Raw genomic sequence first — 21,554 nt, 5'->3', positions numbered from 1 at the left:
CTTACTAAAATCCCGAAACTCGCCTGCGGCTCAGACAGTCGGGATTTTTTAACGTAAGCCGCACGGTTTCCCGTCCTTGCGGAACGGCTTTTTCCAGAAAGGGCCGATAGGCACGGGGGTATGAGGAAACGAGTATAACTTAGAGTCGTCATCTTTCACATTACCCCGTTCGTACTCCCTTACGGACCATTACGGAAGCGGCCGGTCCGAAGGATGGAAAAAGACCTTGCTTGCGATAAGAAAGTCCGACTGTCTGAGCGCAGCGAGTTTCGGACTTTCCGCAAGTGAGGTCTTTTTCCAAGGCCGCTGGAGGACAGGTCCTTGATTTTTTGGGTACTTTTTTATCAAGAAAAAAGTACCGGCTGCACAAAGCAGCCCCCTTTCTTCCCCGTTTATTCTTTTAATGAAGATACGGGCTACGGAAATGATATGTACGACTGAAAACCGCAGAGCTTTTCACTCTGCGGTCATTTTTATAGAGGCTTCTTATTTTTGGCCACCTGCAAACGGACAAGCGCCCGATGCAAGGCTGCCTCAGCCAGTCGCATTTCATGATCTTCCTTAGATTCTTTGAGACGCCTTTCGGCACGCTCTTTTGCCGTTTCGGCCCTTTCAACATCAATTTCTTCGGCAAGCTCTGCACAATTGGCCAGTACCGTAACCTTATCTGGCTGAACTTCGATAAAGCCGCCGGCAACAGCAATTTGATCCTCACCGTCATCAGTTAAAATACGAAGCGGCCATACGGCAAGGGCTCCAATTAATGAGGCATGACCGGGGAGAATACCGATATCACCGCTCAGCGTCCGGGCGATAACCATATTCACACTGGCGCTATAGGTAACTTTTTCGGGAGTAACAATATCCAGCCTGATTTTGTTAGCCACTTGCTACTCCTCCTTCAGTTTGCGCGCCTTTTCCACCGCTTCCTCAATTGTACCGACCATAAAGAAGGCCGTCTCAGGCAAATCATCATGCTTACCGCTCAAAATTTCTTTGAAACCACGGATGGTTTCTTTAAGCGGAACATATTTTCCGGCCATGCCGGTAAATGTCTCGGCAACAAAGAACGGCTGACTCAAGAAACGCTGAATTTTACGGGCTCTGGCAACGGACAGCTTATCATCGTCCGATAATTCTTCCATGCCTAAGATAGCGATAATATCCTGCAGTTCTTTATAGCGCTGCAATACTTCTTGGACACCGCGGGCCACTTGATAATGTTCTTCGCCAATAACATTAGGATCAAGTATCCGCGAGGTTGATTCAAGCGGATCAACGGCCGGATAGATACCGAGCTCGGCGATTTGCCGGGAAAGCACGGTAGTAGCATCAAGATGGGCGAAAGTTGCGGCCGGGGCAGGGTCAGTCAAGTCATCGGCCGGAACATAAACAGCCTGAACTGATGTGATTGATCCTTTCTTAGTGGAGGTAATCCTCTCTTGCAAAGCACCTACGTCAGTACTCAATGTCGGCTGATAACCAACGGCTGACGGCATCCGACCCAGTAGCGCCGAAACTTCAGAACCGGCTTGGATAAAGCGGAAAATGTTATCGATGAAGAGCAGCACGTCCTGTCCGCCAACATCACGGAAATATTCAGCCATGGTCAGGCCAGTCAAACCGACGCGCATTCTTGCGCCGGGCGGTTCGTTCATCTGGCCGTAAACAAGCGCAGTTTTTTCAATAACGCCAGATTCACGCATTTCCATCCACAAGTCATTGCCTTCGCGGGTCCGTTCGCCAACGCCGGCAAATACTGAGTAACCGCCATGCTCAGTTGCGATATTACGGATTAGCTCCATAATCAGTACGGTTTTACCAACTCCGGCGCCGCCGAAGAGACCTATTTTGCCGCCCCTGGAATAGGGGGCAATCAGATCGACAACTTTAATACCAGTCTCGAGGATTTGCGTAGCAGTTTCCTGCTGTTCAAAAGTTGGAGCCGGCCGATGAATCGGCCAGTGATCATCAGCAGCGATTTGTTCTGGATTATTGTCAACAACTTGGCCTAGTACGTTAAACACGCGACCAAGCGTACCTTTGCCAACCGGGATTTTAATCGGTGCTTCGGTATCCACGGCATCCATACCGCGGGTGAGACCATCCGTCGAGGACATGGCCACACAACGGACTGTACTGTCACCAAGATGCTGCATTACTTCAGCAACAAGGTCGATTTGTACATCGCCAGATTGTCCGGAAATATTAATGGCATTGTAAATTGCCGGCAGCTGTTCCGGCGGAAATTGAATATCAATAACCGGCCCGATAACCTGCACAACTTTACCTATATTACTCAAGGGTTTCCCCTCCTTTTTCACCAGCTATTTCAGCGCTTCGGCGCCGCCCACAATCTCGGAAATCTCGCGGGTTATCGTCGCCTGGCGAACCTTATTGTAATTAAGAACAAGCTTGGAGATAAGCTCCTCAGCGTTGTCGGTGGCTGATTCCATCGCCGTCATCCGGGCGCCGAGTTCACTAGCCGCAGCCTGCAAGAGTGCTCCGTAAAGCACTGTCTCGAGATAGCGCGGCAACAGCACATCCAGCACTTCAGGCGCTGACGGTTCAAATATGTATTCATGCTTGTCTGATGCGTCTTCGACGCCGCTGTCAATCGGCAGCAGCCTAATAACTTCGGGCTTCTGGTTGATAGGCGAAATAAACTGTGTATAAACCAGATATACTTCGTCATACTCTCCGGTAATAAAGCTATCAGCAACACGCTGGGCAATTTCTACCGCATTCATATACGAAGGTTTCTCGGAAAAGCCACTGTACTCAGCATCGATTGAAAAATTACGCCGTTTAAAGTAGTCGCGTGCCTTGCGCCCGATCGTTATAAATCCGGTGTTCTCACGGCTTTGTATATGGGCAAGAGCTTCTTTCATAACATTAGATGAATAAGCGCCGGCCAAGCCTTTATCAGAGCTCAGAATTACATAGGCCGTACGTTTAACCTCCCGCACGGTGAGCAGCGGATGCACAGCATCTCGGGCATTATGCGCAACACTGGTCATTACCTGGCGGATTTTCTCGGTAAACGGCCGGCTGGCAATGGCTCGCTCCTGCGCCTTGCGCAGCCGGGCAGCAGCTACCATCTTCATGGCCTTGGTTATTTGCTGGATGTTCTTAATGCTCTTTATCCGGCGCCGGATATCTTGGGTGCTAGGCATTGTTTATCACCTCGCAGCTCCTTGATGTTCCTCGTAAGTCAAGAAAGTGTCTTTAAACTCTTTGATGGCCTTTTTGAGAGCAGCCTCGGTCTCAGAGTCTAGGACCTTCTTTTCTATAATACTCTTGCCGATTTCGGCATAATTGCTGCGCATGAATTTCAGGAACTCATGTTCAAACTTGGTAATATCGTGAGTAGGAATATCATCAAGATAGCCTTGGACAGCTGTATAAATAGACATAACCTGTTCTTCAACCGACATCGGTGAATACTGTGATTGTTTTAAGATTTCTACTGTCCGCTGACCACGATCCAGGAGGGCTTTAGTAGCTTTATCCAAGTCAGAACCGAATTGGGCGAATGCTGCTAATTCCCGGTATTGGGCTAAATCCAATCTTAGGCGGCCAGAAACTTGTTTCATGGCTTTAATTTGGGCGGCGCCGCCAACACGCGATACCGACAAACCAGCATTGATGGCCGGCCGCACTCCGGCGTAAAAGAGCTCGGATTCAAGGAAGATCTGCCCGTCGGTTATTGAAATAACATTAGTCGGGATATAGGCCGAAACGTCACCGGCCAAGGTTTCGATTACCGGCAACGCCGTAATCGATCCGCCGCCAAGTTCATCCGAAAGTTTGGCGGCCCTTTCGAGCAGGCGGGAGTGTAGGTAAAAGACGTCGCCGGGATAAGCCTCACGGCCCGGCGGCCGACGAAGCAGCAGCGACATAGCGCGGTACGCCATGGCATGCTTCGAAAGATCATCATATACACACAGCACGTGACCGCCTTTTTGCATAAAGTACTCGCCCATTGCAACCCCGGAGTATGGCGCTAAGTACTGAAGCGGAGCACTGTCAGAGGCCGAGGCGACAACAACAATGGTATATTCCATGGCGCCGCTATCCTCAAGCGTCTTAACAACCCGCGCGACCGTTGAAGCCTTTTGGCCGATAGCTACATAGATGCAGATAACGCCTTTGCCCTTCTGATTTATTATAGTATCAATTGCGATGGCCGTCTTACCGGTACCACGGTCACCGATTATAAGTTCACGCTGGCCGCGTCCAATCGGCACCATCGCATCGATAGGCTTCAGACCTGTTTGAAGCGGCTCTTTAACAGACTGACGGTCGGCAATACCAGGAGCCTGGCGCTCAACCGGGAAAAATTCAGTAGCGTTGATTGGCCCTTTGCCGTCAATAGGCTGTCCAAGCGCGTTGACAACACGACCTATCATGGCTTCGCCAACCGGAACTTCCATAATACGCCCGGTTCGGCGGACAGTGTCGCCCTCTTTTATCAGCGTTTCACCGCCTAGAAGCACGCCGCCGACATTATCTTCCTCTAAATTCAGCACCATGCCATAAATATTGTGGGGAAATTCTAAAAGCTCACCCGCCATAGCCTTCTGCAGACCATGAATACGGACAATACCGTCGCCCACCTCGATAACGGTACCAACATCGTCGACATTAAGATCGACTTGGTAGCGTTCTATTTGCTGTTTGATAATAGCCGTTATTTCTTCTGGCCTCATTTTCATACTTCTTCTGTCACCCCAATCTAGTCATCGCTTGCCATTTTAAAAACGGCTTAAGCTCCGGGAGCGTTTATCAAAGCTGTTTTTAGTGTCTTAAGCTGACGGGCCACACTGCCGTCAATGAGCTTATCGCCAATTTTGACGATTACTCCACCTAAGATACTGGAATCAATTTTGGTATTAAGGATAACCGTCTTGCCGGTTACTGTACCTAGTTTTTGGGCCAAGCTGTTATGCTCGGCGTCGCTTAAAGGAAAAGCGGTAGTAACTTCAGCCTCAATAATATTGCGGGCTTCATTAAGAATTCTTTTGAACTCACGAAAAATAGCCGGCAAAATCGTTTCACGCCGCTTATCAATGACGAGCAGTAAAAAATTATGTACAAACTCGGCAAGCTCGCCGTCGAAAACTGCTGCAAGCACTTCTTTTTTAGCTTGAGCTTCAACCTGCGGGTGGTATAAAAAAGTTGCCAACTCAGCATTAGTAGCAAGGACTTGTTCAAGTTCTGTCAGCTGCTGTTCAGCCTGTGGCAGCGCCTCTTTTTCCCCAGCCAGCTCGTACAATGCTTGGGCATATTTTATTGCCAGTTGATCATTTAGCATGGCAATCCACCTATTTTTTTGTCATCAAGCTTATTAATGAAGTCAGTAACCAGCTTGCTGTTTGTTTCAGCATCAAGGTTTTTTTCAATAATCTTGGTAGCTGCTGCCATCGACAGCGCTACGACCTCGCCTCGAAGTTCACTCAGCGCCCGCTCCCGTTCGCGGCTAATTTCATCTTGGGCTTCTTTGAGAAGCTTGGCATGTTCAGCCCTAGCAGCAGTAAGTATTTCATCTTTAGTTTGTTCAGCCAGACGTGTAGCCTTTTCTACAATATTCTGGGCTTCAGCTCGGGCTTTAGCGAGCTGCTCCTGATATTGACGTTTAAGTTCTTCGGCTTCTTTCTGGGCGCGGTCAGCTTGGTCAATACTGGCCTCAATTCGATTTTTGCGCTCCTCAAGCGCCTTCATAAGCGGCTTATAAGCTAATTTTGTCAAAATTGCCACTAAAAGAAGAAAATTTATAATCTGCGCTATAAGCGTCGCATTTAATTCAATCAAGCAGGACCCCTCCTCAGCAGGCATTTAAGGGAGGCGGCTGCAGATAAATCTGCTAGCCGCCTTATAAGAGGACTTTTCTGACTACAGCAGCGGGTTAGCGTACAACAGTACGATCGCAATAACTGCAGCGATAATTGGCACGGCCTCAATCAAGCCAACTGAAATAAGCATATTTACCAAGATAGTACCTCTTGCTTCAGGCTGTCTGGCAATGCCTTCTACTGCTTTAGCGGTTACAGCGCCGTTACCAATACCGGCACCAACAGCGCCCAACCCAATAGCCAAGCCTGCTCCGATAAATGCACCTGCAACCATGATAGCGTTTTCCACAATGCCCCCTCCTTTCAACGAAATAACCCTCTGTACACTAATTAGTGGTGTTCATCGCGGATTGAATTTCCAATATATGACATAGAAAGCATCGTGAAAATGAAGGCTTGAATTACGCCGACAAATACACTGAATGCCAGCCATGCAGTTGGTACAATATACGGGACAAGTATCCCGAGAATTATTAGCAGCACTTCGCCAGCCAAAATATTGCCGAATAGACGGAAAGACAATGTAATTGGCTTAGCCAGCTCTTCAATTATGTTTATAACAACAAACGGTATATAGGGCTCAAAGAAGTGCTTAAAGTATTTAAGACCTTTATGCATAACTCCTAAAACATGCACCAGCGTTATCATCATCAGCGCCAAACCCAGTGTAGTGTTTAGGTCTGCCGTAGGTGATGTAAAGCCCGGTACCAGTCCAAGCCAGTTAGATATCAGCAAAAATAAGAATAGCGTAATGACCAGCGGCGCCAATTTGCGGCCGTTTGGGCCCATGGCCGAGTTCATCTGCTCAAGGAGCCATTCAATGGCCATCTCCATGACACTCTGCCATTTTCCCGGCACCAGAGCCACCTGTCTGGTAGCAAGTACTGCGATCAGAATGACCAGTGCCATAACTATCCAAGTCATCATCAAAGTATCCATGTGAAAGGTTAGCCCGCCGACCTGAGCCACCTTATGCGCACCTATTTCATGTCCCACACCATCACTCCTTCCCGCGGGTTTGAACTCTGCCGCCAGTGTCCTTAATGATTAAAAGTGCGGCATTGAATACCATTACGGCATGCAGTGAAAAAATTCCCGCAACAGCTGACCATAAATTGATTTGCTGAAGTTTAGCTGCCAAGAATAACATAGCTATGATAAAGATTAATCTGCCCATTCCGCCGGCTCTCATATACGATATTGCTTTTGCCGCCGGCAGTTCGGCACTCTTTTTCACCCGGTAGCTCATAAGCAGATAATAAACAATGCTTGTGCCAAGTCCGAGAATAAACCCGGGTATAAGAGCAAGAGACCCCGAAAAATACATCGCGCTGACCACCAAGGCACCCCAAACTGCCAGATGGAGCAGCGTTCGTTTAACTTCGTTAAAAAACTCCTGCATACTGACCTACTCTTTATGTTTCATAATTCGCTTATATGCCGACCATAAGCCGGCCAGCATTCCAAGAATAATACCTACGACAGTGGCATACGGCGTTGTTTCTAAATAACTGTCCAGCCATCGTCCGCCAAACAGACCGACTGCAATTGTAGCAGCCATAGTGAGGCCAATGGCCCCTACATAACTAAACGCCTTTAGCATTTGACCAGCATCACCCTTGTTCATGCTACTCTCCATCTAAATGACATTCCAGAAATAATATGCCCTAAAAGGAATTTTTTAGACTAGGCAATTGCTTTCCCCCAAAAATAATATGCCAAATTTAGGTCATTTTGGTTGCTGTAACTTGTATTATTCTCTAAAAATAATACAATTCCTTCTGAAATTGTCCAGAAAGAGTGTTAATTTGTTAACATAGTGTTCTGCAGTATGAAAAGAGGCCGCCACCAGGCAGCCTCCTAAAGTCTAAAATTCACAATTAAAGTTGTCAGGCTTTTGCGAGCGGAAGCCGTATTTCCAGAGTATAACCTCCACAATTCGCCGCGAGGATTGCCCGTCACCGTACGGGTTATAGGCGTTAGCCATGCGATGGTATTCAGCCGGGCTATCAAGCAGCAGCTTGGTTTCACTGTAAACTCGGTCTTTATCGGTACCTATGAGTTTAACAGTACCGGCATCAATAGCCTCCGGACGCTCAGTAGTATCACGCAATACTAGAACCGGCTTGCCGAGAGACGGCGCTTCTTCCTGAATTCCGCCCGAGTCGGTAAGCACCAGATAGGAACGGGCTAACAGATTTGCGAACGGCTGATAGTCGAGCGGGTCAATCAAGTGTACCCTATCAAGACCGCCGAGTTCACTATTTACGACCTCACGGACCTTAGGATTGCGATGCACCGGGAAAACAATCTCAACATCTTCATACTCGGTAACCAGCTGACGCAGCGCCTGATAAACATGGCGCATAGGCTCGCCTAAGTTCTCGCGACGGTGAGTTGTTACCAGTATTATTCGTTTACCATAATCAATTTTCGCCAGTAATTCATCGGTAAACCTATAATCAGCGTCTACTGTTGCTAACAGGGCATCAATAACGGTATTCCCGGTAACAAATACGCTTTCATCATTGACTCTTTCCGCCAACAAATTGTTGCGGGCTGTTTGCGTGGGCGCAAAATGAAGATCAGTAACTGAGCCGGTTAATTTCCGGTTCATTTCCTCCGGGAATGGTGAATACTTATTTCCAGTCCTAAGTCCGGCTTCAACATGGCCGACTGTAATCTGATGATAAAAAGCGGCAAGCGCTCCGGCAAAAGTTGTCGTTGTATCGCCATGAACTAATACAAGATCAGGCTTTTCCTCAGCCATGGCCCGATTCAACCCCTGCATCGCCCGACAGGTTATATCAAATAAGGTCTGGCCCTGCGCCATGATATCAAGATCATGGTCAGGCGATATTTTAAACAGATTGAGCACTTGGTCAAGCATTTCCCGATGCTGAGCGGTAACTGCCACGATTGGCTTTATGTATTCGGGGTGTTTAGCAAGTTCCAGAACAACGGGGGCCATTTTAATTGCTTCAGGCCTAGTTCCAAAGACTGTCATTACTTTAATCGGCAGCATGCACATTCTCCCTTCCTCGCAACAAAAGGCGGGGCAATGCCCGCCTTTACTAACTATTAATGACTTTCGACTGAATTGGTAGCCTTAAGCACACCAATCTTTCTGGCGCCTAAAAAGGCAACTACCACCAGCCCTATTACGATAAGCGCGCCAAGAGCACGGTTTACTTCGGTTAACGCGATAGCACTCATTCCAAGACAGCCGCTGATAACATACATAAGCAGTACAGCTTGTTTCTGAGTCAGTCCCATTTCAAGCAGCCGATGATGCAGGTGACCTTTATCGGGTTTAAAAATCGGTTTGCCGCTCATATAACGGCGGATAATTGCAAAAGCTGTGTCCATAATCGGCAGCCCTAAGGCCACAATGGGCACGATCAGCGCTATAGTAGCCGCACTTTTGACGGCCCCGGTGACCGATACTGCAGCCAGCATATAACCGAGGAACATGCTTCCGGTATCACCCATAAAGATCTTGGCCGGATTAAAGTTATGCTGTAAAAAGCCGAGCGCACTTCCGGCCAGTGCCGCGCTTAAAATAGCTACCGACCAAAAATTCTGCTGCAATGCAACCAGTAATATTGTAATCGACGCAATTGTCGAGACGCCGGCAGCCAAGCCATCCAGACCGTCAATCAGATTTACAGTATTAGTCAGACCAACCACCCACAAAATCGTAAGCGGAATAGCCAGATATTCAACATAAATCATTTCGCCAAACGGATTAGTAAGCCATTCGATTCGAATATCAAACAGCACCAGTACAGCGGCGGCAGCAATCTGTCCAAGCAGCTTGACTTTAGCTGACAACTGCATGATATCGTCAATAATTCCAATTATCAAAATAAAGGTACCGCCTGCAAGCAGGCCCATTATCTCCCGGTTAACATGCATACTGGCCAGTACTGCCAGTACAAAACCAGCGTATATAGCTAAACCGCCCATTCGCGGGATTGGCTTAGTGTGAACTTTGCGAGCATCCGGAGCATCAAGGGCGCCGGCCTTAGTAGCTAGATTTATCACTTGCGGCGTTGCAATATAAGCTACCGCTAATGCTATCGTAAATGCCACAAAATATGCCTGCATAAATTTTTACACCTCATTTCTAACCAACAAGTCCATTTTAACCTACCGTTTTTGAAGTGTCAAACAGCACAAATAGCGGGATTTACCGACAAAAGTGATGAAATTCACTGTCAATTATATATATTCAGATCATACAAGCAATATAACACGCTTACAAATATTTACCAATATCGTTGCACTAATCACAACAAACACCTAATCTAAGCGCAATAACCTTTGCGTTTGAGCTTAGCTATATGCAGACGAATGAGCTTATCTATATCCACATTATAACTTTCTGCCAGAATATACATCATGGTAAAGCAGCACTGAGCCACGTCTAAAAGTTCCAGAGCGCATCCGGTATACACCTTGTCGTCATCTATTTCGCGCCGTTCCCCTGAGGCTCCAGCCTTTTTGCCAAGAAACTGAGTCAGTTCACCCAACTCCTCCTGAATCTTGCAAACGGTTGTCAGCAGATTAACATCTGCAATCGCCAGCCTCGGCAATTCAAGGTATTTATAATTTCCGGTCGTTGAAATACGATAAGCCCTCTGATGGTCAAAACAATAGCCTTTGGCGTCAAGCTTGGCTAGGTGGACACCGATAAGATCATCCGCCTTAATGCCGTAGGAGTCCTCCATCACAAAAATCATCGTGACACAAGTCTGAGCAACATCCAATAGCTCGCCGGCAACATCGGCCAGCAGTTCATCGGCTTCGGCCGTTTTGTTCTGGTAGGGCAAAAACTTCAGTACCGCCCGCGCCAGTTCCCCCGCTTCCTCCACAGCCTTGAGCAAAGTCGACGGCAGCGTCGGCGTTAAATTATTTAACTTAGGCAAACAAATAGCCGAGATCATAGACCCCTCCGGAGTTTCCCATTCTACTCCGATAATAGCACATCGGCAATAGTTTGTACACATGCTTGATAAATATTACCATTAAGTGAATTATTCACCACTTATAATTTCTCTGGAACAAAAAAACCTGCCACAATTTCCTGGCAGGCTGGTACGTTATGGTTAATATTTTGCTACACAGATGCTTTCGATCCCTGCTTCGTTGATAAGCTGAGCGGCTAGTTCGTCTGGATAGCCAATTTCGTAAACAATCCGCTTTATACCGGCGTTGATTATCATTTTTGTGCAACCTGAGCAGGGCTGGTGCGTACAATATAAGGTGCTGCCATCGATTGCGACGCCATGAAGGGCGGCCTGAACGATAGCGTTTTGTTCGGCATGAGTCCCGCGGCACAGTTCATGACGCTGACCGGACGGGATATGGCACTCTTCCCGCAGACAGCCGACCTTCTCACAATGCGCAAGCCCCTGTGGCGCACCATTATAACCGGTCGCCAGCAGCCGCCGGTCTTTTACGATAACGGCCCCGACATGACGCCTAAGGCAGGTCGAACGTTCAGCAACAACGCGCGTAATATCCATAAAATATTCATCCCAAGAGGGGCGAGGCATAATTTCACTTCCTTGTAAATACAATCTGTACTATATATCAGAACTTAGAAAGGAGACCTGTGGATTTGCTCCAGGTCTCCTTAAGATTACTTGGTACCGTATATCCTGTCACCGGCATCACCCAGGCCGGGAACAATATAGCCGTGATCGTTGAGACACTCGTCAACAGCTGCAACATATATTTCAACATCGGGGTGGTCATTGTTAACCAACTTAACTCCTTCCGGAGCAGCTACAAGGCACATCAGTTTTATATGTTTAGCGCCTTTCCGTTTCAGCATCGCGATAGTTGTCGAAGCCGAGCCACCGGTAGCAAGCATCGGGTCGATAACAATGAAGTCACGCTCTTGAACATCGGTCGGCAGTTTGCAGTAGTACTCTACTGGTTTTAAGGTTTCCGGGTCGCGATATAGGCCGACATGGCCGACCTTGGCAGCCGGAATCAGTTTTAGGACACCGCCTACCATGCCGAGCCCGGCCCGGAGGATAGGCACAACCCCAACTTTTTTGCCAGCCAGCATTTTGCACTTGCAGGTAGCTACCGGGGTAGTTATTTCAGTTTCTTCGAGGGGAAGGTCCCGAGTAATTTCGTAGGCCATTAGCATGGCAACCTCTTCAAGAAGCTCGCGAAACTCCTTGGGGCCGGTTTTTATGTCGCGAATGAGTGATAATTTATGCTGTATCAACGGGTGGTCAATAATTTTTGCATTCATCAAAACATCTCCAGTCAGGCGGCTTTATACCGCTTTTGATTTGTATTAATATAGCGGATGCTTCTGGCAGAGTTCGCTGACAAGGGTAATGGCACGTGATTTAGCCTCGGCATCATCAGGGTTGTTCAAGATCATGCCGATAATTTCGGCCACAATCAGCATGTCGGCTTCCTTCATACCGCGTGAGGTAAGGGCCGGTGTACCAATGCGAATGCCGCTTGTTACGAACGGACTGGCCGGGTCAAACGGAATAGTGTTTTTATTTACCGTTACCCCAATTTCATCAAGCAGTTGCTCAGCGCGCTTGCCGGTCAAATTTTGCTTGCGAACGTCAACTAGAATTAAGTGATTATCAGTGCCGCCCGACACTAGCTTAAAGCCGAGGTCGGTAAGTTTATGAGCCAGCGTTTTAGCATTATTAACAACTTGCTCTTGATATAAACGGAACTCCTCACCCATGGCCTCTTTTAACGCTACTGCTTTGGCCGCAATTACATGCATCAATGGCCCGCCCTGAATGCCAGGGAAGATGGCCTTGTTAATAGCCGGACCAAGGTCGGCACGGCACATAATCATCCCGCCGCGTGGGCCGCGCAAGGTTTTATGGGTTGTAGTTGTTACTATATCAGCGTGACCGACCGGTGTCGGATGCAGTCCAGCAGCTACTAGACCGGCAATATGAGCCATATCAACCATCAGTAGGGCGTCAATGCTTTTCGCAATTTTGCCCATGCGTTCAAAGTCAATAATCCGTGGATAAGCACTGGCTCCGGCCACAATCATTTTAGGTTTGTGCTCTTTTGCTAATCTTTCGACTTCATCATAGTCGATGAGATTAGTCTCGGCATCAACACCATACGGAATAATGTTGAAGTATTTACCCGAAATATTAACCGGGCTGCCATGTGTTAAGTGACCGCCATGCGATAAATTCATACCTAGAATTGTATCGCCGGGATTCAAACAGGCAAAATATACTGCCGTATTAGCCTGCGCTCCGGAATGGGGCTGGACGTTGACGAACTCGGCACCAAAGAGTTCTTTTGCTCTGTCGATTGCCAGCTGCTCCACAATATCAACATATTCACAGCCGCCGTAGTAGCGTTTGCCTGGATATCCTTCAGCATATTTATTGGTCAAAACTGAGCCTTGTGCTTCTAAGACAGCCTTACTGACAAAGTTTTCTGACGCAATTAATTCCAACTTGTTCTGCTGGCGCTGGAGTTCCAGGTCTATTGCCCGTGCGATTTCTGGATCAATACCGTAAAGTGTGCTCATTAATCATTACCTCCATATTTTACTACGTTATATACTCTACAGTTCATAAACGGCGCGCGCGCCGCCGATGAGCTTAGGCCGGGTCTTTGCTGCGGTAACAAAAGCCTGCCCTATGTATTTTTGCGTTAAGCGAACCGGCACCGCTACACGCTTTAAATGCATACCAATTAAAGTACTGCCGATATCAAGACCGGCATTAGCGGCAATTGTCTCGACAACAATGGCATCGTCAAAACTTCGCATAGCCCGGGCTGCCAGTGCCCCGCCCGCCTTTGGAACAGGTACAACAGCAACCTGTTCCAGGCTGTACTGCTCCATGACTTGCCGCTCAACAACCAGCGCACGGTTAAGGTGCTCACAGCACTGGATAGCCAAAAAGATTCCCGTATTCTGCAAAGTTTGCCGCAAAGCAGTTAAGATAGCAGCGGCCACCTCATCCGAGCCGGCTGACCCGATTTTTTCGCCACGCACTTCGCTGGTGCTGCACCCAATAACAACGATTTGGCCTGACTTGAGCGCGGCTGCCGCAATGAGTTCAGTCAGCGCCGCTTGAGTTTGACGTGCAATATTAGCAACTTCGGTCTCCATATCATCACCCCTAAGCGGTACCGCCCGTTTATTTTTCGAGTTCGGCTATTTTTTCGACCCGCCGGCCGTGACGTCCGCCGGCAAACTCAGCACCAAGCCAAGTCTCAACAATCATGCAGGCTAGTCCTGGACCGATAACCCTTTCTCCCAGAGTTAAGATGTTGGCATCATTATGCTCGCGCGACATTTGCGCCGAGAATACATCATTGCATAACGCCGCTCTGATTCCTTTTATCTTATTGGCGGCAATACTGACCCCAATGCCTGTCCCGCATATAATAATGCCCCGGTCATAATCCCCGAAGGCCACCGCCTCTGCAATGTTACGGGAAATGTCGGGGTAATCAACCGATTCGGTAGAATGTGTGCCAAAATCCTGAAAATCAATTTTCTTTTCGGTCAGCATTGCTTTAATTTCTTCTTTAAGCCTGAAACCGCCATGATCACTGCCAATTGCTATTTTCACTGAGATACCTCCATGTTATATCTTGGTCAATTTCGCCATTTAGGCTTTATTTCCTGCTAAAGCGACAATTTTTTCCCATATTTTATCAACTAATTGTACTATTTGATTAGCACAAGCATCATAAACTCGTACATCGCCGCCATACGGATCGGCTACATCGTTATCGGCTCCGGCAAATTCCGGCAAAGTAAATACCTTGTCCTTAACTTCAGGAAAAAAAGCAAGAATGGCTTGCTTATGGCCTCTTGTCATTGTAAGTATTAGGTCGGCCATCTCTACATCTTGCTGCGCCAATTGATGTGAACGGTGCTTAGATAAATCAAGTCCCCGCCTCCGCATAACGCTATGCGCGCCCTGAGATGCCGGAAATTTTCCTCCGGCAGCCAACCCAGCCGATGTAATGTGCACACTATCGCTCAGACCGGTTTCCTTTGCTTTTTGCTTCAGAAGCGCTTCAGCCATCGGGCTCCGGCAGGTATTCCCTGTACAAACTACCAATATGCTAAGCATATCTAACAACCTTTCCTTAGTATATCCCATTTTTATAATGATTGGTTCAAAGTTCAAAAAATCCTGCTGCTAAGTCAGCGTAGTATACAGTACATGCGCTCCAAGCAGGATAAGCACCGAACCACCGACGATTTCCGATCGCGAGCCGATAAACCGGCCCAGTCGCCGCCCTAAGCCTAAGCCAAGCGTGGCGATGCCGAAAATGACGATGCCAAGAATAACGCTGAGCTTAAATAAATCAACGTCCATCATACCAAGGCTAAAGCCTGCCGCCAGTGCGTCGATGCTTACACTGGTAGCCAGCATAATGAGCGTAACTCCCTTTAGTGGATGACCCTTTACCTGGTCGTCATCATCTTCCGTCAAACTTTCTTTTATCATATAAGCACCAAGCCCGGCTAAAACGATTGCTCCCAAAATACTGGCCCAGTTCTCGACAAGCGCACTCGACGCGTTTATGTGATAACTGCTCAGATGCTCTACTACTGTGCCTAGCCACCGGCCGGCATAAAAGCCCGTTAATATCATAATAATGTGAAATATCGCAAAAACAGCAGCAGCACGCAGTATAATCCTAGGCGGCACCCGATTCATGCCGATCGGAATAGCTACTGAAAACAGATCGGTACCAAGCGCCACGCTTAGTATCACTAACTCCAAACTACTCAATGTTTCCACCTCCGCCTAATGTATATGAACAGCCGCTATACGATATACATGCCATTCACATAGCCAGGCAATTTAAACTTTGATTATCCTATGCCCTGCTGCTTTTCGCATCCGATTCATGACCGCTAGACCTAAACCGTCTTCACAGATGCCTTCGGCAAAAATTATATCAACTTGATGATTGTCAAAATAGCGCAAACTGCTATATAAATTTGCAGCAATTTGCTCAACACAGCCTCTTGGGCCGTAAACTGCCGCTTTAACTTCTGCCGGCAGTACTGCCACAGATTCTTGCGCAGCAATTGCGCCCACTGCCTTGTTCTCAGCCAGAGCTTGCTCGACCTGGCGCTTAAGCTCCCTTACAACTTTATCAGGCTGGCCCTCGATTAATGCCATAGGTGCCTCGGGAGCGTAGTGCGTATATTTCATACCGGGCGAGCGGGGAATAGCATCTTTAGTTAGCAGTGCTTTATCAAGATCAACGGCGCCAAGTGTATCGGTCAACATTTCCAAGGTGATGCCGCCCGGACGCAGGAGGGTGGGCACGACAGTTGTGCAGTCAATTACGGTCGATTCTACACCAACATCGCAGGGTCCTGCATCAATAACGGCATCGATTTTACCGTTGAGATCGTCAATAACCATTTGCGCGGTCGTCGGGCTTGGCCGCCCTGAAGTATTGGCGCTAGGCGCCGCAATCGGCACTCCGGCCATCCGGATAAGTTCACGGGCTACAACCGAGTCCGGCATCCGTACCGCTACAGTATCCAAGCCCCCGGTTATTATATCAGGGATAACTTGAGCGCGCGGCAGCACAACCGTGAGCGGACCCGGCCAATATTTATCGATTAAGGCTTTAGCGCTGGGAGTTATTTCAGTTACCAAATTGTTAAGAGCCGACTTTTCCGCTATATGGAGAATTAAGGGATTGTCGGATGGCCGGCCTTTCGCACGGTAAATGCCGCCGGAGGCTTTCTCATCAAGACCGTTGGCACCCAGACCGTAAACTGTCTCGGTCGGAAACGCAACCAAACCGCCCCCGGCGAGGATTTGTGCGGCCTGCGCAAGGCTTTCTTTATCCGGATTATCTTTATCTACAACGAAAACTGCTGTCTTCATTTAATTATCCTGCCTTTGTTCGAGAACTACCACTCGGTCAATACCGGCGTAGTCTTTTATAATGCCAGTGACTTGGAGCAAGCGGTTTTTTTTAGCTAAATCAGCGATAGAGGCGGCTTGTCCGATGCCAACTTCCAAAGCCATAAATCCGCCAGGTTCTAGATAAGCTGAGCCTTGGTCAATTAAACGGCGGTAATAATCCAATCCGTCTTTGCCGCCGGCTAGCGCCAGTTTCGGTTCACGCTGAACCTCGGGTTCAAGTCCGGCGATATCGTCATTTGGTATGTACGGCGGGTTAGATAATATGGCATCAAACTTTTGACCGGCAACCGGATTAAACAAGTCACCTCGATAAAACTCCAGCCGATCTGCTACACCGTTGCTGTGGGCATTGTCAGCGGCAACCGCCAAAGCTTCTTTTGAAATATCTACAGCTGCGCCTTGTGCTGATTTTAAATTGGCAATAACACTTATTATTATTGCTCCGCTGCCTGTTCCAATATCCAGAACGCGCGGTTTAGAAATTTTTTCAAGACGGCTGATAGCTGTTTCAACAAGTATTTCGGTGTCGGGACGAGGAATAAGCACTGCCGAACTGACTTTGAATTTCAGGCCCATAAATTCTTTGCTGCCGATAATATAAGCTACCGGCTGTCGAGCCGCCCGCTGCTTTACGGCATCGCGGAAAGCTGCAAGCTCAGCCGGCTGCAGCGGCTGATCAAAGTTAACATATAAATACAGCCGGTCTTTGCCAAGAATACGGGAAAGCAGTACTTCAGCGTCAAGGCGCGGATTATCCACACCCTTTTCGCTAAAGTACTGCTTAGTCCATGTTAAAATGCTGCTAATCGTCCATGTTGTTTTTGTTTTATCCATCATCAATCAACCTGTTTCATTTGATCACTTTGACTGGCGGTAATCAGGGCATTGACTAACTCATCAATATCCCCGTTCAGGACAAAGTCCAATTTATGCAATGTTAAGCCAATTCGGTGGTCGGTAACCCTTCCCTGCGGGAAGTTGTAAGTGCGGATGCGCTCGCTGCGGTCACCGCTACCGACTTGGTTTTTCCTTGTTTCAGCAACTTCGCTGCGCTGCTTCTCCTGCTCAAGTTCAAGCAACTTGGCTCTTAGCACGCGCATAGCTTTATCGCGATTTTTCAGCTGTGATTTTTCGTCCTGACAAGTCACAACCACGCCTGTCGGCAAGTGAGTTATCCGAACAGCCGATTCAGTTCTATTAACGTGCTGACCGCCTGCGCCGCTGGCACAATAAGTGTCTACTTTGAGATCATTTTGATTTACGTCGATATCGACTTCTTCAGCCTCAGGCAGTACAGCCACCGTAACCGTTGAGGTGTGAATCCGGCCGCTGGACTCGGTTGTCGGAACCCGCTGCACACGGTGCACACCGCTTTCATACTTGAGCTTGCTGTACGCGCCGTCCCCGTCAACGGTAAAGATAACTTCTTTAAATCCACCTAAATCCGATGGGTTGGCATCAAGGATTTCCGTCCGCCAGCCCTTATCCTCGGCATAACGGGTATACATCCGGAACAGGTCGCCGGCAAACAAAGCGGCTTCGTCGCCGCCTGCGCCGCCCCGGATTTCAACAATTACGCTTTTTTCGTCATTGGGATCTTTGGGCATAAGCAAAATTTTTAGCTCCTGCTCAAGTTCCTCGTTTTTTTTCTTTAACTCGTGTAATTCCGAAGATACCATTTCGCGAAAATCATCATCAAGTTTTTCGCCTAACATCTCGAGGGCATCCTTAATTCCCTGCTGCACCTCTTTGTATTCGCGAATCTTGGTAACAATGGGCGTTAGTTTGGCATGAGCCTTGGTATGCTTTTGCCACTCAGTCATATTGGCAATAACATCAGGGTCGCTGATGAGCGACTCAAGCTCATTATATCTATCTTCAAAGGATTGAAGTTTATCCAGCATATTGTCCTCCTAAAGACGGCCGCCGCTAAGGGCCCATCTGCATTGTTGCTTCTGCGAGGGCTCGCTCAACGTACATGGAGTACGCCTCGCTCGCCTTCTTGGCGCGCCTAGCATCTGGACCCTTATCGACGCCCTTAGTCTAGGCATATATTGTTCATTTAACGTTTCTATGACTAAAGGCTCACCTGCGTCGTTACTCCTGCGAGGGCTCGCTCAACGTACATGGAGTACGCCTCGCTCACCATCTCGGCGCGCCTAGCATCTGGGCCCTTATCGACGCCCTTAGTCTAGGCATAAATTATTATTCTTCTATGGGACGAACGGCTTCTAATGATGAGATGGCCACTTCGATTTGGTCGTCACTTGGTTCACGGGTTGTCAGTTTTTGCAGCCACAGACCGGGCAGAATGGCGTACATTACCCATTTATTCTGGCTGCGTCCGGCAAACCGAATAATTTCGTAAGCAATACCGGCAACAAGCGGCATGAGCACAATTCGAGAAGCAATTCTCAGCCACAGATCAGGCCAGCCGAGAAAAGCAAATACTACAATGCTGACAATCATAACAATCAGAAGAAAGTTGGTACCGCATCGTGGATGCAGCGTGCTAAACTGCCGGACATGTTCGACATCGAGCGGTACTCCTGCCTCATAGGCATGAATTGTCTTATGCTCAGCGCCATGGTATTCAAATACCCGCTGGATATCTTTCATCATGGATATCCCGGCAACATAGGCCAGAAAAATCACCAATCGTAAAACACCTTCAAATAAATTCAGCATAACAGGATCGGTAATCGCACTATGAATATATTTTGCGGCGCCGGTTGGAATTATCACAAACAGAACAATGGCCAAGCCAAGGGAAAACAGCATGGTCACAACGATTTCTTTTGTTGATAACTGTTCATCTTCTTCGCCGGCTGCCTGAGCTGAGAATGACAGTGCTTTGAGCCCGTAGACCAAGGATTCGACCAGGGCTACTACACCGCGCAGCATGGGTTTCTTAAGGATAGGATACCGGTCGGTTATTGACTTGAGCGGTTCAGTCTTTATGGTTATCTGGCCGGACGGCTCACGGACTGCTGTCGCGATTTGGCTTGGGCCGCGCATCATGACGCCTTCGATTACCGCTTGACCTCCGATAGATGGTTTCGGCACGGTACTCCTCCTTCCGGCGTTTAAAGGCAAGTCCTTAACGCCTATTAAAATAAGATGCATATACAATTGTAGCAGAGCATTTCTGCTCTGCTACCACCTTAGCCTTATTGGCCGTAACGCTTATTGAATTTCTCAATACGTCCGCCGGCAGTGATATTACGCTGCTGCCCGGTGAAGAACGGATGGCATTTTGAGCAGACGTCAACACGCAGTTCTTTTTTAATTGAACCGGTTGTAAAAGTGTTGCCACAACCGCAGATTACTTTCGCTTCATTGAAATTAGGATGAATTTTTTCTTTCATTAGTTTGCACCTCACTTTATTCCCTCAGCGGCGGGTTTTTTCTAAGTATAGCTCATGCACGGGCATGATTATTAGCCACTTTGGTTTTCGTACCAGACAATTATAGCATACCATTTTTTTATGTGCAACATTGTTTAAGCCTTCTTATCAATATATCGGCTAAAACTTCCCACTCTGACGCCTGGGAATTTTTCCCCAAGCTCAGCTAAGAATTTGCGGACTCCAATCGGCTTCGTACTGCCCTCAGGCATTATTGCCAGAAAGGCATCCGGGTCGACATTGAGGTTGCGCAGTTGAATCATGTCTATCTTGGTTTCCTCAATAAAATTTCCCCAAGCCGCAGCCTCTTCCGGACGATCGTTCAGACCTGGGAAAAACAGCATATTGAGCGAAATATAAATTCCTTTGTCCTTGGCGTATTTAATCGAAGCTTTGACATTATCCAAACTATAATTGCCGCGATAGTAAGCTTGGTATGTCTCAGGAATAGCGCTGATGATGCTGACTCGCATACTGTCGAGACCAGCGTCCACAATTTTCTTAATACCTTCAGTATAGCCAGCATTAGTATTTATATTAATAACTCCAGATTGTGTTTGCGCCCGCATTAATTTTATCCCGGCAGCAATATTATCGGCCGCCAATGCCGGTTCACCTTCACAACCCTGCCCAAAACTCACAATGGGCTCAGGCGCCGCTGACAGATGAAAAACGCCGACTGCAGCTATTTCTTCCGGGGTAGGTCTGAAGTCAATTCGGCTTTGAGGCGACGGACAGCACTCCGAAGGTTGTAGCGAGATACAGCCAAAACAATTGGCATTACAGGCCGGCGAGGTTGGAATCCCGGCTTCCCAGCGCCGATAAAACAAGTTTTGCGCGGTGCAGCAGTGCCATTTAAGCGAGCAATGCGCCAACTGCTTGACGATCCGGTTACCTTCAAGCTCGCGTTTAATCTTGCTCACCTTTTTCTTCATGCCAGGCGTATTGTATTTTAGTGGATGCCATTTGGCATTATCATCAGTCTTAACGGCCGCTACGTATATTTCGTCGTTATAAAGGGCAACTGCTGTATAACCGTAGAGCGGCAGCGTCGGCGCATCAGGACTTTTCTGAAAAGCTGGCAGTTGTGTTCTGGTATAGCCTGCCGGCAGTATGGCCGCGACGGCCATTAGTCCTGATGAAATAGCCTCAATCTTACCCTTGCGCGCGGCAAGCGCTGGTCGTCCCGGCAAAAACATAAGGTCAGCACCCTCGGGGAGCGGTATCATATCCTCAGGCTCTAAAAGAGCATGCTCATTAGCAACCCGTCCAACTGCTTCATAACCCGGGGCATCAAAAATTTCACCCCGGCTGTCGGCATATAATGCTGTCAACAAATTAAATCA

At 48.0% G+C, this 21,554-nt stretch carries 26 protein-coding genes; all 26 read right to left on the bottom strand.

Annotation, left to right across the window (positions count from 1 at the left end):
- Positions 1–473: 473 nt before the first annotated feature.
- Positions 474–887 (bottom strand): F0F1 ATP synthase subunit epsilon, encoded by a 414-nt coding sequence (locus GX348_01940; GenBank protein NLP40948.1) that lies wholly within the window; start codon positions 885–887, stop codon positions 474–476.
- A gap of 3 nt (positions 888–890) precedes the next feature.
- Positions 891–2,303, bottom strand: a complete 1,413-nt coding sequence (gene atpD / locus GX348_01935; GenBank protein NLP40947.1) for a F0F1 ATP synthase subunit beta — start codon at positions 2,301–2,303, stop codon at positions 891–893.
- A 24-nt stretch (positions 2,304–2,327) separates the two neighbouring features.
- On the bottom strand, positions 2,328–3,176 hold the full coding sequence (atpG, locus tag GX348_01930) for an ATP synthase F1 subunit gamma (GenBank protein ID NLP40946.1): 849 nt from the start codon (positions 3,174–3,176) through the stop codon (positions 2,328–2,330).
- Between the two features lie 6 nt (positions 3,177–3,182).
- On the bottom strand, positions 3,183–4,718 hold the full coding sequence (locus GX348_01925; GenBank protein ID NLP40945.1) for a F0F1 ATP synthase subunit alpha: 1,536 nt from the start codon (positions 4,716–4,718) through the stop codon (positions 3,183–3,185).
- A gap of 50 nt (positions 4,719–4,768) precedes the next feature.
- Positions 4,769–5,317, bottom strand: a complete 549-nt coding sequence (locus GX348_01920) for a F0F1 ATP synthase subunit delta (GenBank protein NLP40944.1) — start codon at positions 5,315–5,317, stop codon at positions 4,769–4,771.
- Entirely contained in the window at positions 5,311–5,814 is a 504-nt protein-coding gene (atpF, locus tag GX348_01915) for a F0F1 ATP synthase subunit B (GenBank protein NLP40943.1), read from the bottom strand. Before atpF ends, GX348_01920 begins: the two co-directional genes overlap by 7 nt.
- 81 nt (positions 5,815–5,895) lie before the next feature.
- Positions 5,896–6,144: a F0F1 ATP synthase subunit C gene (gene atpE / locus GX348_01910; GenBank protein ID NLP40942.1), complete on the bottom strand. Its 249-nt coding sequence runs from the start codon at positions 6,142–6,144 to the stop codon at positions 5,896–5,898.
- 41 nt (positions 6,145–6,185) lie between these two features.
- The gene (gene atpB / locus GX348_01905) at positions 6,186–6,794 is read right to left on the bottom strand and encodes a F0F1 ATP synthase subunit A (protein NLP40941.1); all 609 of its coding nucleotides are present in this window, start codon (positions 6,792–6,794) and stop codon (positions 6,186–6,188) included.
- Positions 6,795–6,855: 61 nt separating this feature from the next.
- A complete protein-coding gene (locus GX348_01900; protein NLP40940.1) occupies positions 6,856–7,257 on the bottom strand; it encodes a hypothetical protein in 402 nt (133 codons plus the stop codon).
- Positions 7,258–7,263: 6 nt separating this feature from the next.
- On the bottom strand, positions 7,264–7,482 hold the full coding sequence (locus GX348_01895; protein NLP40939.1) for an AtpZ/AtpI family protein: 219 nt from the start codon (positions 7,480–7,482) through the stop codon (positions 7,264–7,266).
- 240 nt (positions 7,483–7,722) lie between these two features.
- Entirely contained in the window at positions 7,723–8,880 is a 1,158-nt protein-coding gene (gene wecB / locus GX348_01890) for a UDP-N-acetylglucosamine 2-epimerase (non-hydrolyzing) (GenBank protein ID NLP40938.1), read from the bottom strand.
- A gap of 56 nt (positions 8,881–8,936) precedes the next feature.
- Entirely contained in the window at positions 8,937–9,965 is a 1,029-nt protein-coding gene (locus GX348_01885; protein NLP40937.1) for an undecaprenyl/decaprenyl-phosphate alpha-N-acetylglucosaminyl 1-phosphate transferase, read from the bottom strand.
- Positions 9,966–10,165: 200 nt separating this feature from the next.
- On the bottom strand, positions 10,166–10,804 hold the full coding sequence (locus tag GX348_01880; protein ID NLP40936.1) for a nucleotide pyrophosphohydrolase: 639 nt from the start codon (positions 10,802–10,804) through the stop codon (positions 10,166–10,168).
- A gap of 162 nt (positions 10,805–10,966) precedes the next feature.
- Positions 10,967–11,416 carry a cytidine deaminase gene (locus GX348_01875; GenBank protein NLP40935.1) on the bottom strand — a complete coding sequence of 150 codons (450 nt, stop codon included), beginning with the start codon at positions 11,414–11,416 and terminating at the stop codon, positions 10,967–10,969.
- Positions 11,417–11,502: 86 nt separating this feature from the next.
- Positions 11,503–12,129, bottom strand: a complete 627-nt coding sequence (upp, locus tag GX348_01870) for a uracil phosphoribosyltransferase (GenBank protein NLP40934.1) — start codon at positions 12,127–12,129, stop codon at positions 11,503–11,505.
- A 45-nt stretch (positions 12,130–12,174) separates the two neighbouring features.
- Positions 12,175–13,407: a serine hydroxymethyltransferase gene (locus tag GX348_01865; protein NLP40933.1), complete on the bottom strand. Its 1,233-nt coding sequence runs from the start codon at positions 13,405–13,407 to the stop codon at positions 12,175–12,177.
- A 36-nt stretch (positions 13,408–13,443) separates the two neighbouring features.
- The gene (locus GX348_01860) at positions 13,444–13,995 is read right to left on the bottom strand and encodes a TIGR01440 family protein (protein ID NLP40932.1); all 552 of its coding nucleotides are present in this window, start codon (positions 13,993–13,995) and stop codon (positions 13,444–13,446) included.
- Positions 13,996–14,023: 28 nt separating this feature from the next.
- A complete protein-coding gene (rpiB, locus tag GX348_01855) occupies positions 14,024–14,461 on the bottom strand; it encodes a ribose 5-phosphate isomerase B (protein NLP40931.1) in 438 nt (145 codons plus the stop codon).
- A 39-nt stretch (positions 14,462–14,500) separates the two neighbouring features.
- Complete coding sequence (locus tag GX348_01850; GenBank protein NLP40930.1) at positions 14,501–14,971, bottom strand: low molecular weight protein arginine phosphatase; 471 nt, start codon at positions 14,969–14,971, stop codon at positions 14,501–14,503.
- A 69-nt stretch (positions 14,972–15,040) separates the two neighbouring features.
- Positions 15,041–15,640 carry a hypothetical protein gene (locus GX348_01845; protein NLP40929.1) on the bottom strand — a complete coding sequence of 200 codons (600 nt, stop codon included), beginning with the start codon at positions 15,638–15,640 and terminating at the stop codon, positions 15,041–15,043.
- 72 nt (positions 15,641–15,712) lie between these two features.
- The gene (locus GX348_01840; GenBank protein NLP40928.1) at positions 15,713–16,759 is read right to left on the bottom strand and encodes a threonylcarbamoyl-AMP synthase; all 1,047 of its coding nucleotides are present in this window, start codon (positions 16,757–16,759) and stop codon (positions 15,713–15,715) included.
- Positions 16,760–17,635, bottom strand: coding sequence for a peptide chain release factor N(5)-glutamine methyltransferase (gene prmC, locus GX348_01835; protein ID NLP40927.1), 876 nt, complete (start codon positions 17,633–17,635; stop codon positions 16,760–16,762). It lies immediately after the preceding gene.
- Positions 17,636–17,637: 2 nt separating this feature from the next.
- A complete protein-coding gene (gene prfA, locus GX348_01830) occupies positions 17,638–18,705 on the bottom strand; it encodes a peptide chain release factor 1 (GenBank protein NLP40926.1) in 1,068 nt (355 codons plus the stop codon).
- A gap of 301 nt (positions 18,706–19,006) precedes the next feature.
- Positions 19,007–19,927, bottom strand: coding sequence for a DUF1385 domain-containing protein (locus tag GX348_01825; protein ID NLP40925.1), 921 nt, complete (start codon positions 19,925–19,927; stop codon positions 19,007–19,009).
- A gap of 44 nt (positions 19,928–19,971) precedes the next feature.
- Positions 19,972–20,169: a 50S ribosomal protein L31 gene (rpmE, locus tag GX348_01820; protein NLP40924.1), complete on the bottom strand. Its 198-nt coding sequence runs from the start codon at positions 20,167–20,169 to the stop codon at positions 19,972–19,974.
- 134 nt (positions 20,170–20,303) lie between these two features.
- Positions 20,304–21,545, bottom strand: a complete 1,242-nt coding sequence (locus GX348_01815; protein ID NLP40923.1) for a radical SAM protein — start codon at positions 21,543–21,545, stop codon at positions 20,304–20,306.
- Positions 21,546–21,554 lie beyond the last annotated feature (9 nt).

It is taken from the genome of Veillonellaceae bacterium (assembly GCA_012523975.1).
In the GTDB taxonomy this organism is placed as follows: Bacteria; Bacillota; Negativicutes; order JAAYSF01; family JAAYSF01; genus JAAYSF01.
This window is presented reverse-complemented; position numbering and strand designations above follow the sequence as displayed.

Excerpts from the sequence above, each read along its gene's own strand:
- GX348_01920 (NLP40944.1), bottom strand. The coding sequence starts at position 5,317 with ATGCTAAATGATCAACTGGCAATAAAATATGCCCAAGCATTGTACGAG.
- GX348_01900 (NLP40940.1), bottom strand. The coding sequence starts at position 7,257 with ATGCAGGAGTTTTTTAACGAAGTTAAACGAACGCTGCTCCATCTGGCA.
- GX348_01850 (NLP40930.1), bottom strand. The coding sequence starts at position 14,971 with ATGCTTAGCATATTGGTAGTTTGTACAGGGAATACCTGCCGGAGCCCG.
- prfA (NLP40926.1), bottom strand. The coding sequence starts at position 18,705 with ATGCTGGATAAACTTCAATCCTTTGAAGATAGATATAATGAGCTTGAG.
- upp (NLP40934.1), bottom strand. The coding sequence starts at position 12,129 with ATGAATGCAAAAATTATTGACCACCCGTTGATACAGCATAAATTATCA.
- rpmE (NLP40924.1), bottom strand. The coding sequence starts at position 20,169 with ATGAAAGAAAAAATTCATCCTAATTTCAATGAAGCGAAAGTAATCTGC.
- GX348_01875 (NLP40935.1), bottom strand. The coding sequence starts at position 11,416 with ATGCCTCGCCCCTCTTGGGATGAATATTTTATGGATATTACGCGCGTT.
- GX348_01860 (NLP40932.1), bottom strand. The coding sequence starts at position 13,995 with ATGGAGACCGAAGTTGCTAATATTGCACGTCAAACTCAAGCGGCGCTG.
- GX348_01925 (NLP40945.1), bottom strand. The coding sequence starts at position 4,718 with ATGAAAATGAGGCCAGAAGAAATAACGGCTATTATCAAACAGCAAATA.
- GX348_01825 (NLP40925.1), bottom strand. The coding sequence starts at position 19,927 with ATGCATCTTATTTTAATAGGCGTTAAGGACTTGCCTTTAAACGCCGGA.
- prmC (NLP40927.1), bottom strand. The coding sequence starts at position 17,635 with ATGGATAAAACAAAAACAACATGGACGATTAGCAGCATTTTAACATGG.
- GX348_01840 (NLP40928.1), bottom strand. The coding sequence starts at position 16,759 with ATGAAGACAGCAGTTTTCGTTGTAGATAAAGATAATCCGGATAAAGAA.
- GX348_01895 (NLP40939.1), bottom strand. The coding sequence starts at position 7,482 with ATGAACAAGGGTGATGCTGGTCAAATGCTAAAGGCGTTTAGTTATGTA.
- GX348_01885 (NLP40937.1), bottom strand. The coding sequence starts at position 9,965 with ATGCAGGCATATTTTGTGGCATTTACGATAGCATTAGCGGTAGCTTAT.
- atpG (NLP40946.1), bottom strand. The coding sequence starts at position 3,176 with ATGCCTAGCACCCAAGATATCCGGCGCCGGATAAAGAGCATTAAGAAC.
- GX348_01880 (NLP40936.1), bottom strand. The coding sequence starts at position 10,804 with ATGATCTCGGCTATTTGTTTGCCTAAGTTAAATAATTTAACGCCGACG.
- GX348_01865 (NLP40933.1), bottom strand. The coding sequence starts at position 13,407 with ATGAGCACACTTTACGGTATTGATCCAGAAATCGCACGGGCAATAGAC.
- atpB (NLP40941.1), bottom strand. The coding sequence starts at position 6,794 with ATGGATACTTTGATGATGACTTGGATAGTTATGGCACTGGTCATTCTG.
- wecB (NLP40938.1), bottom strand. The coding sequence starts at position 8,880 with ATGCTGCCGATTAAAGTAATGACAGTCTTTGGAACTAGGCCTGAAGCA.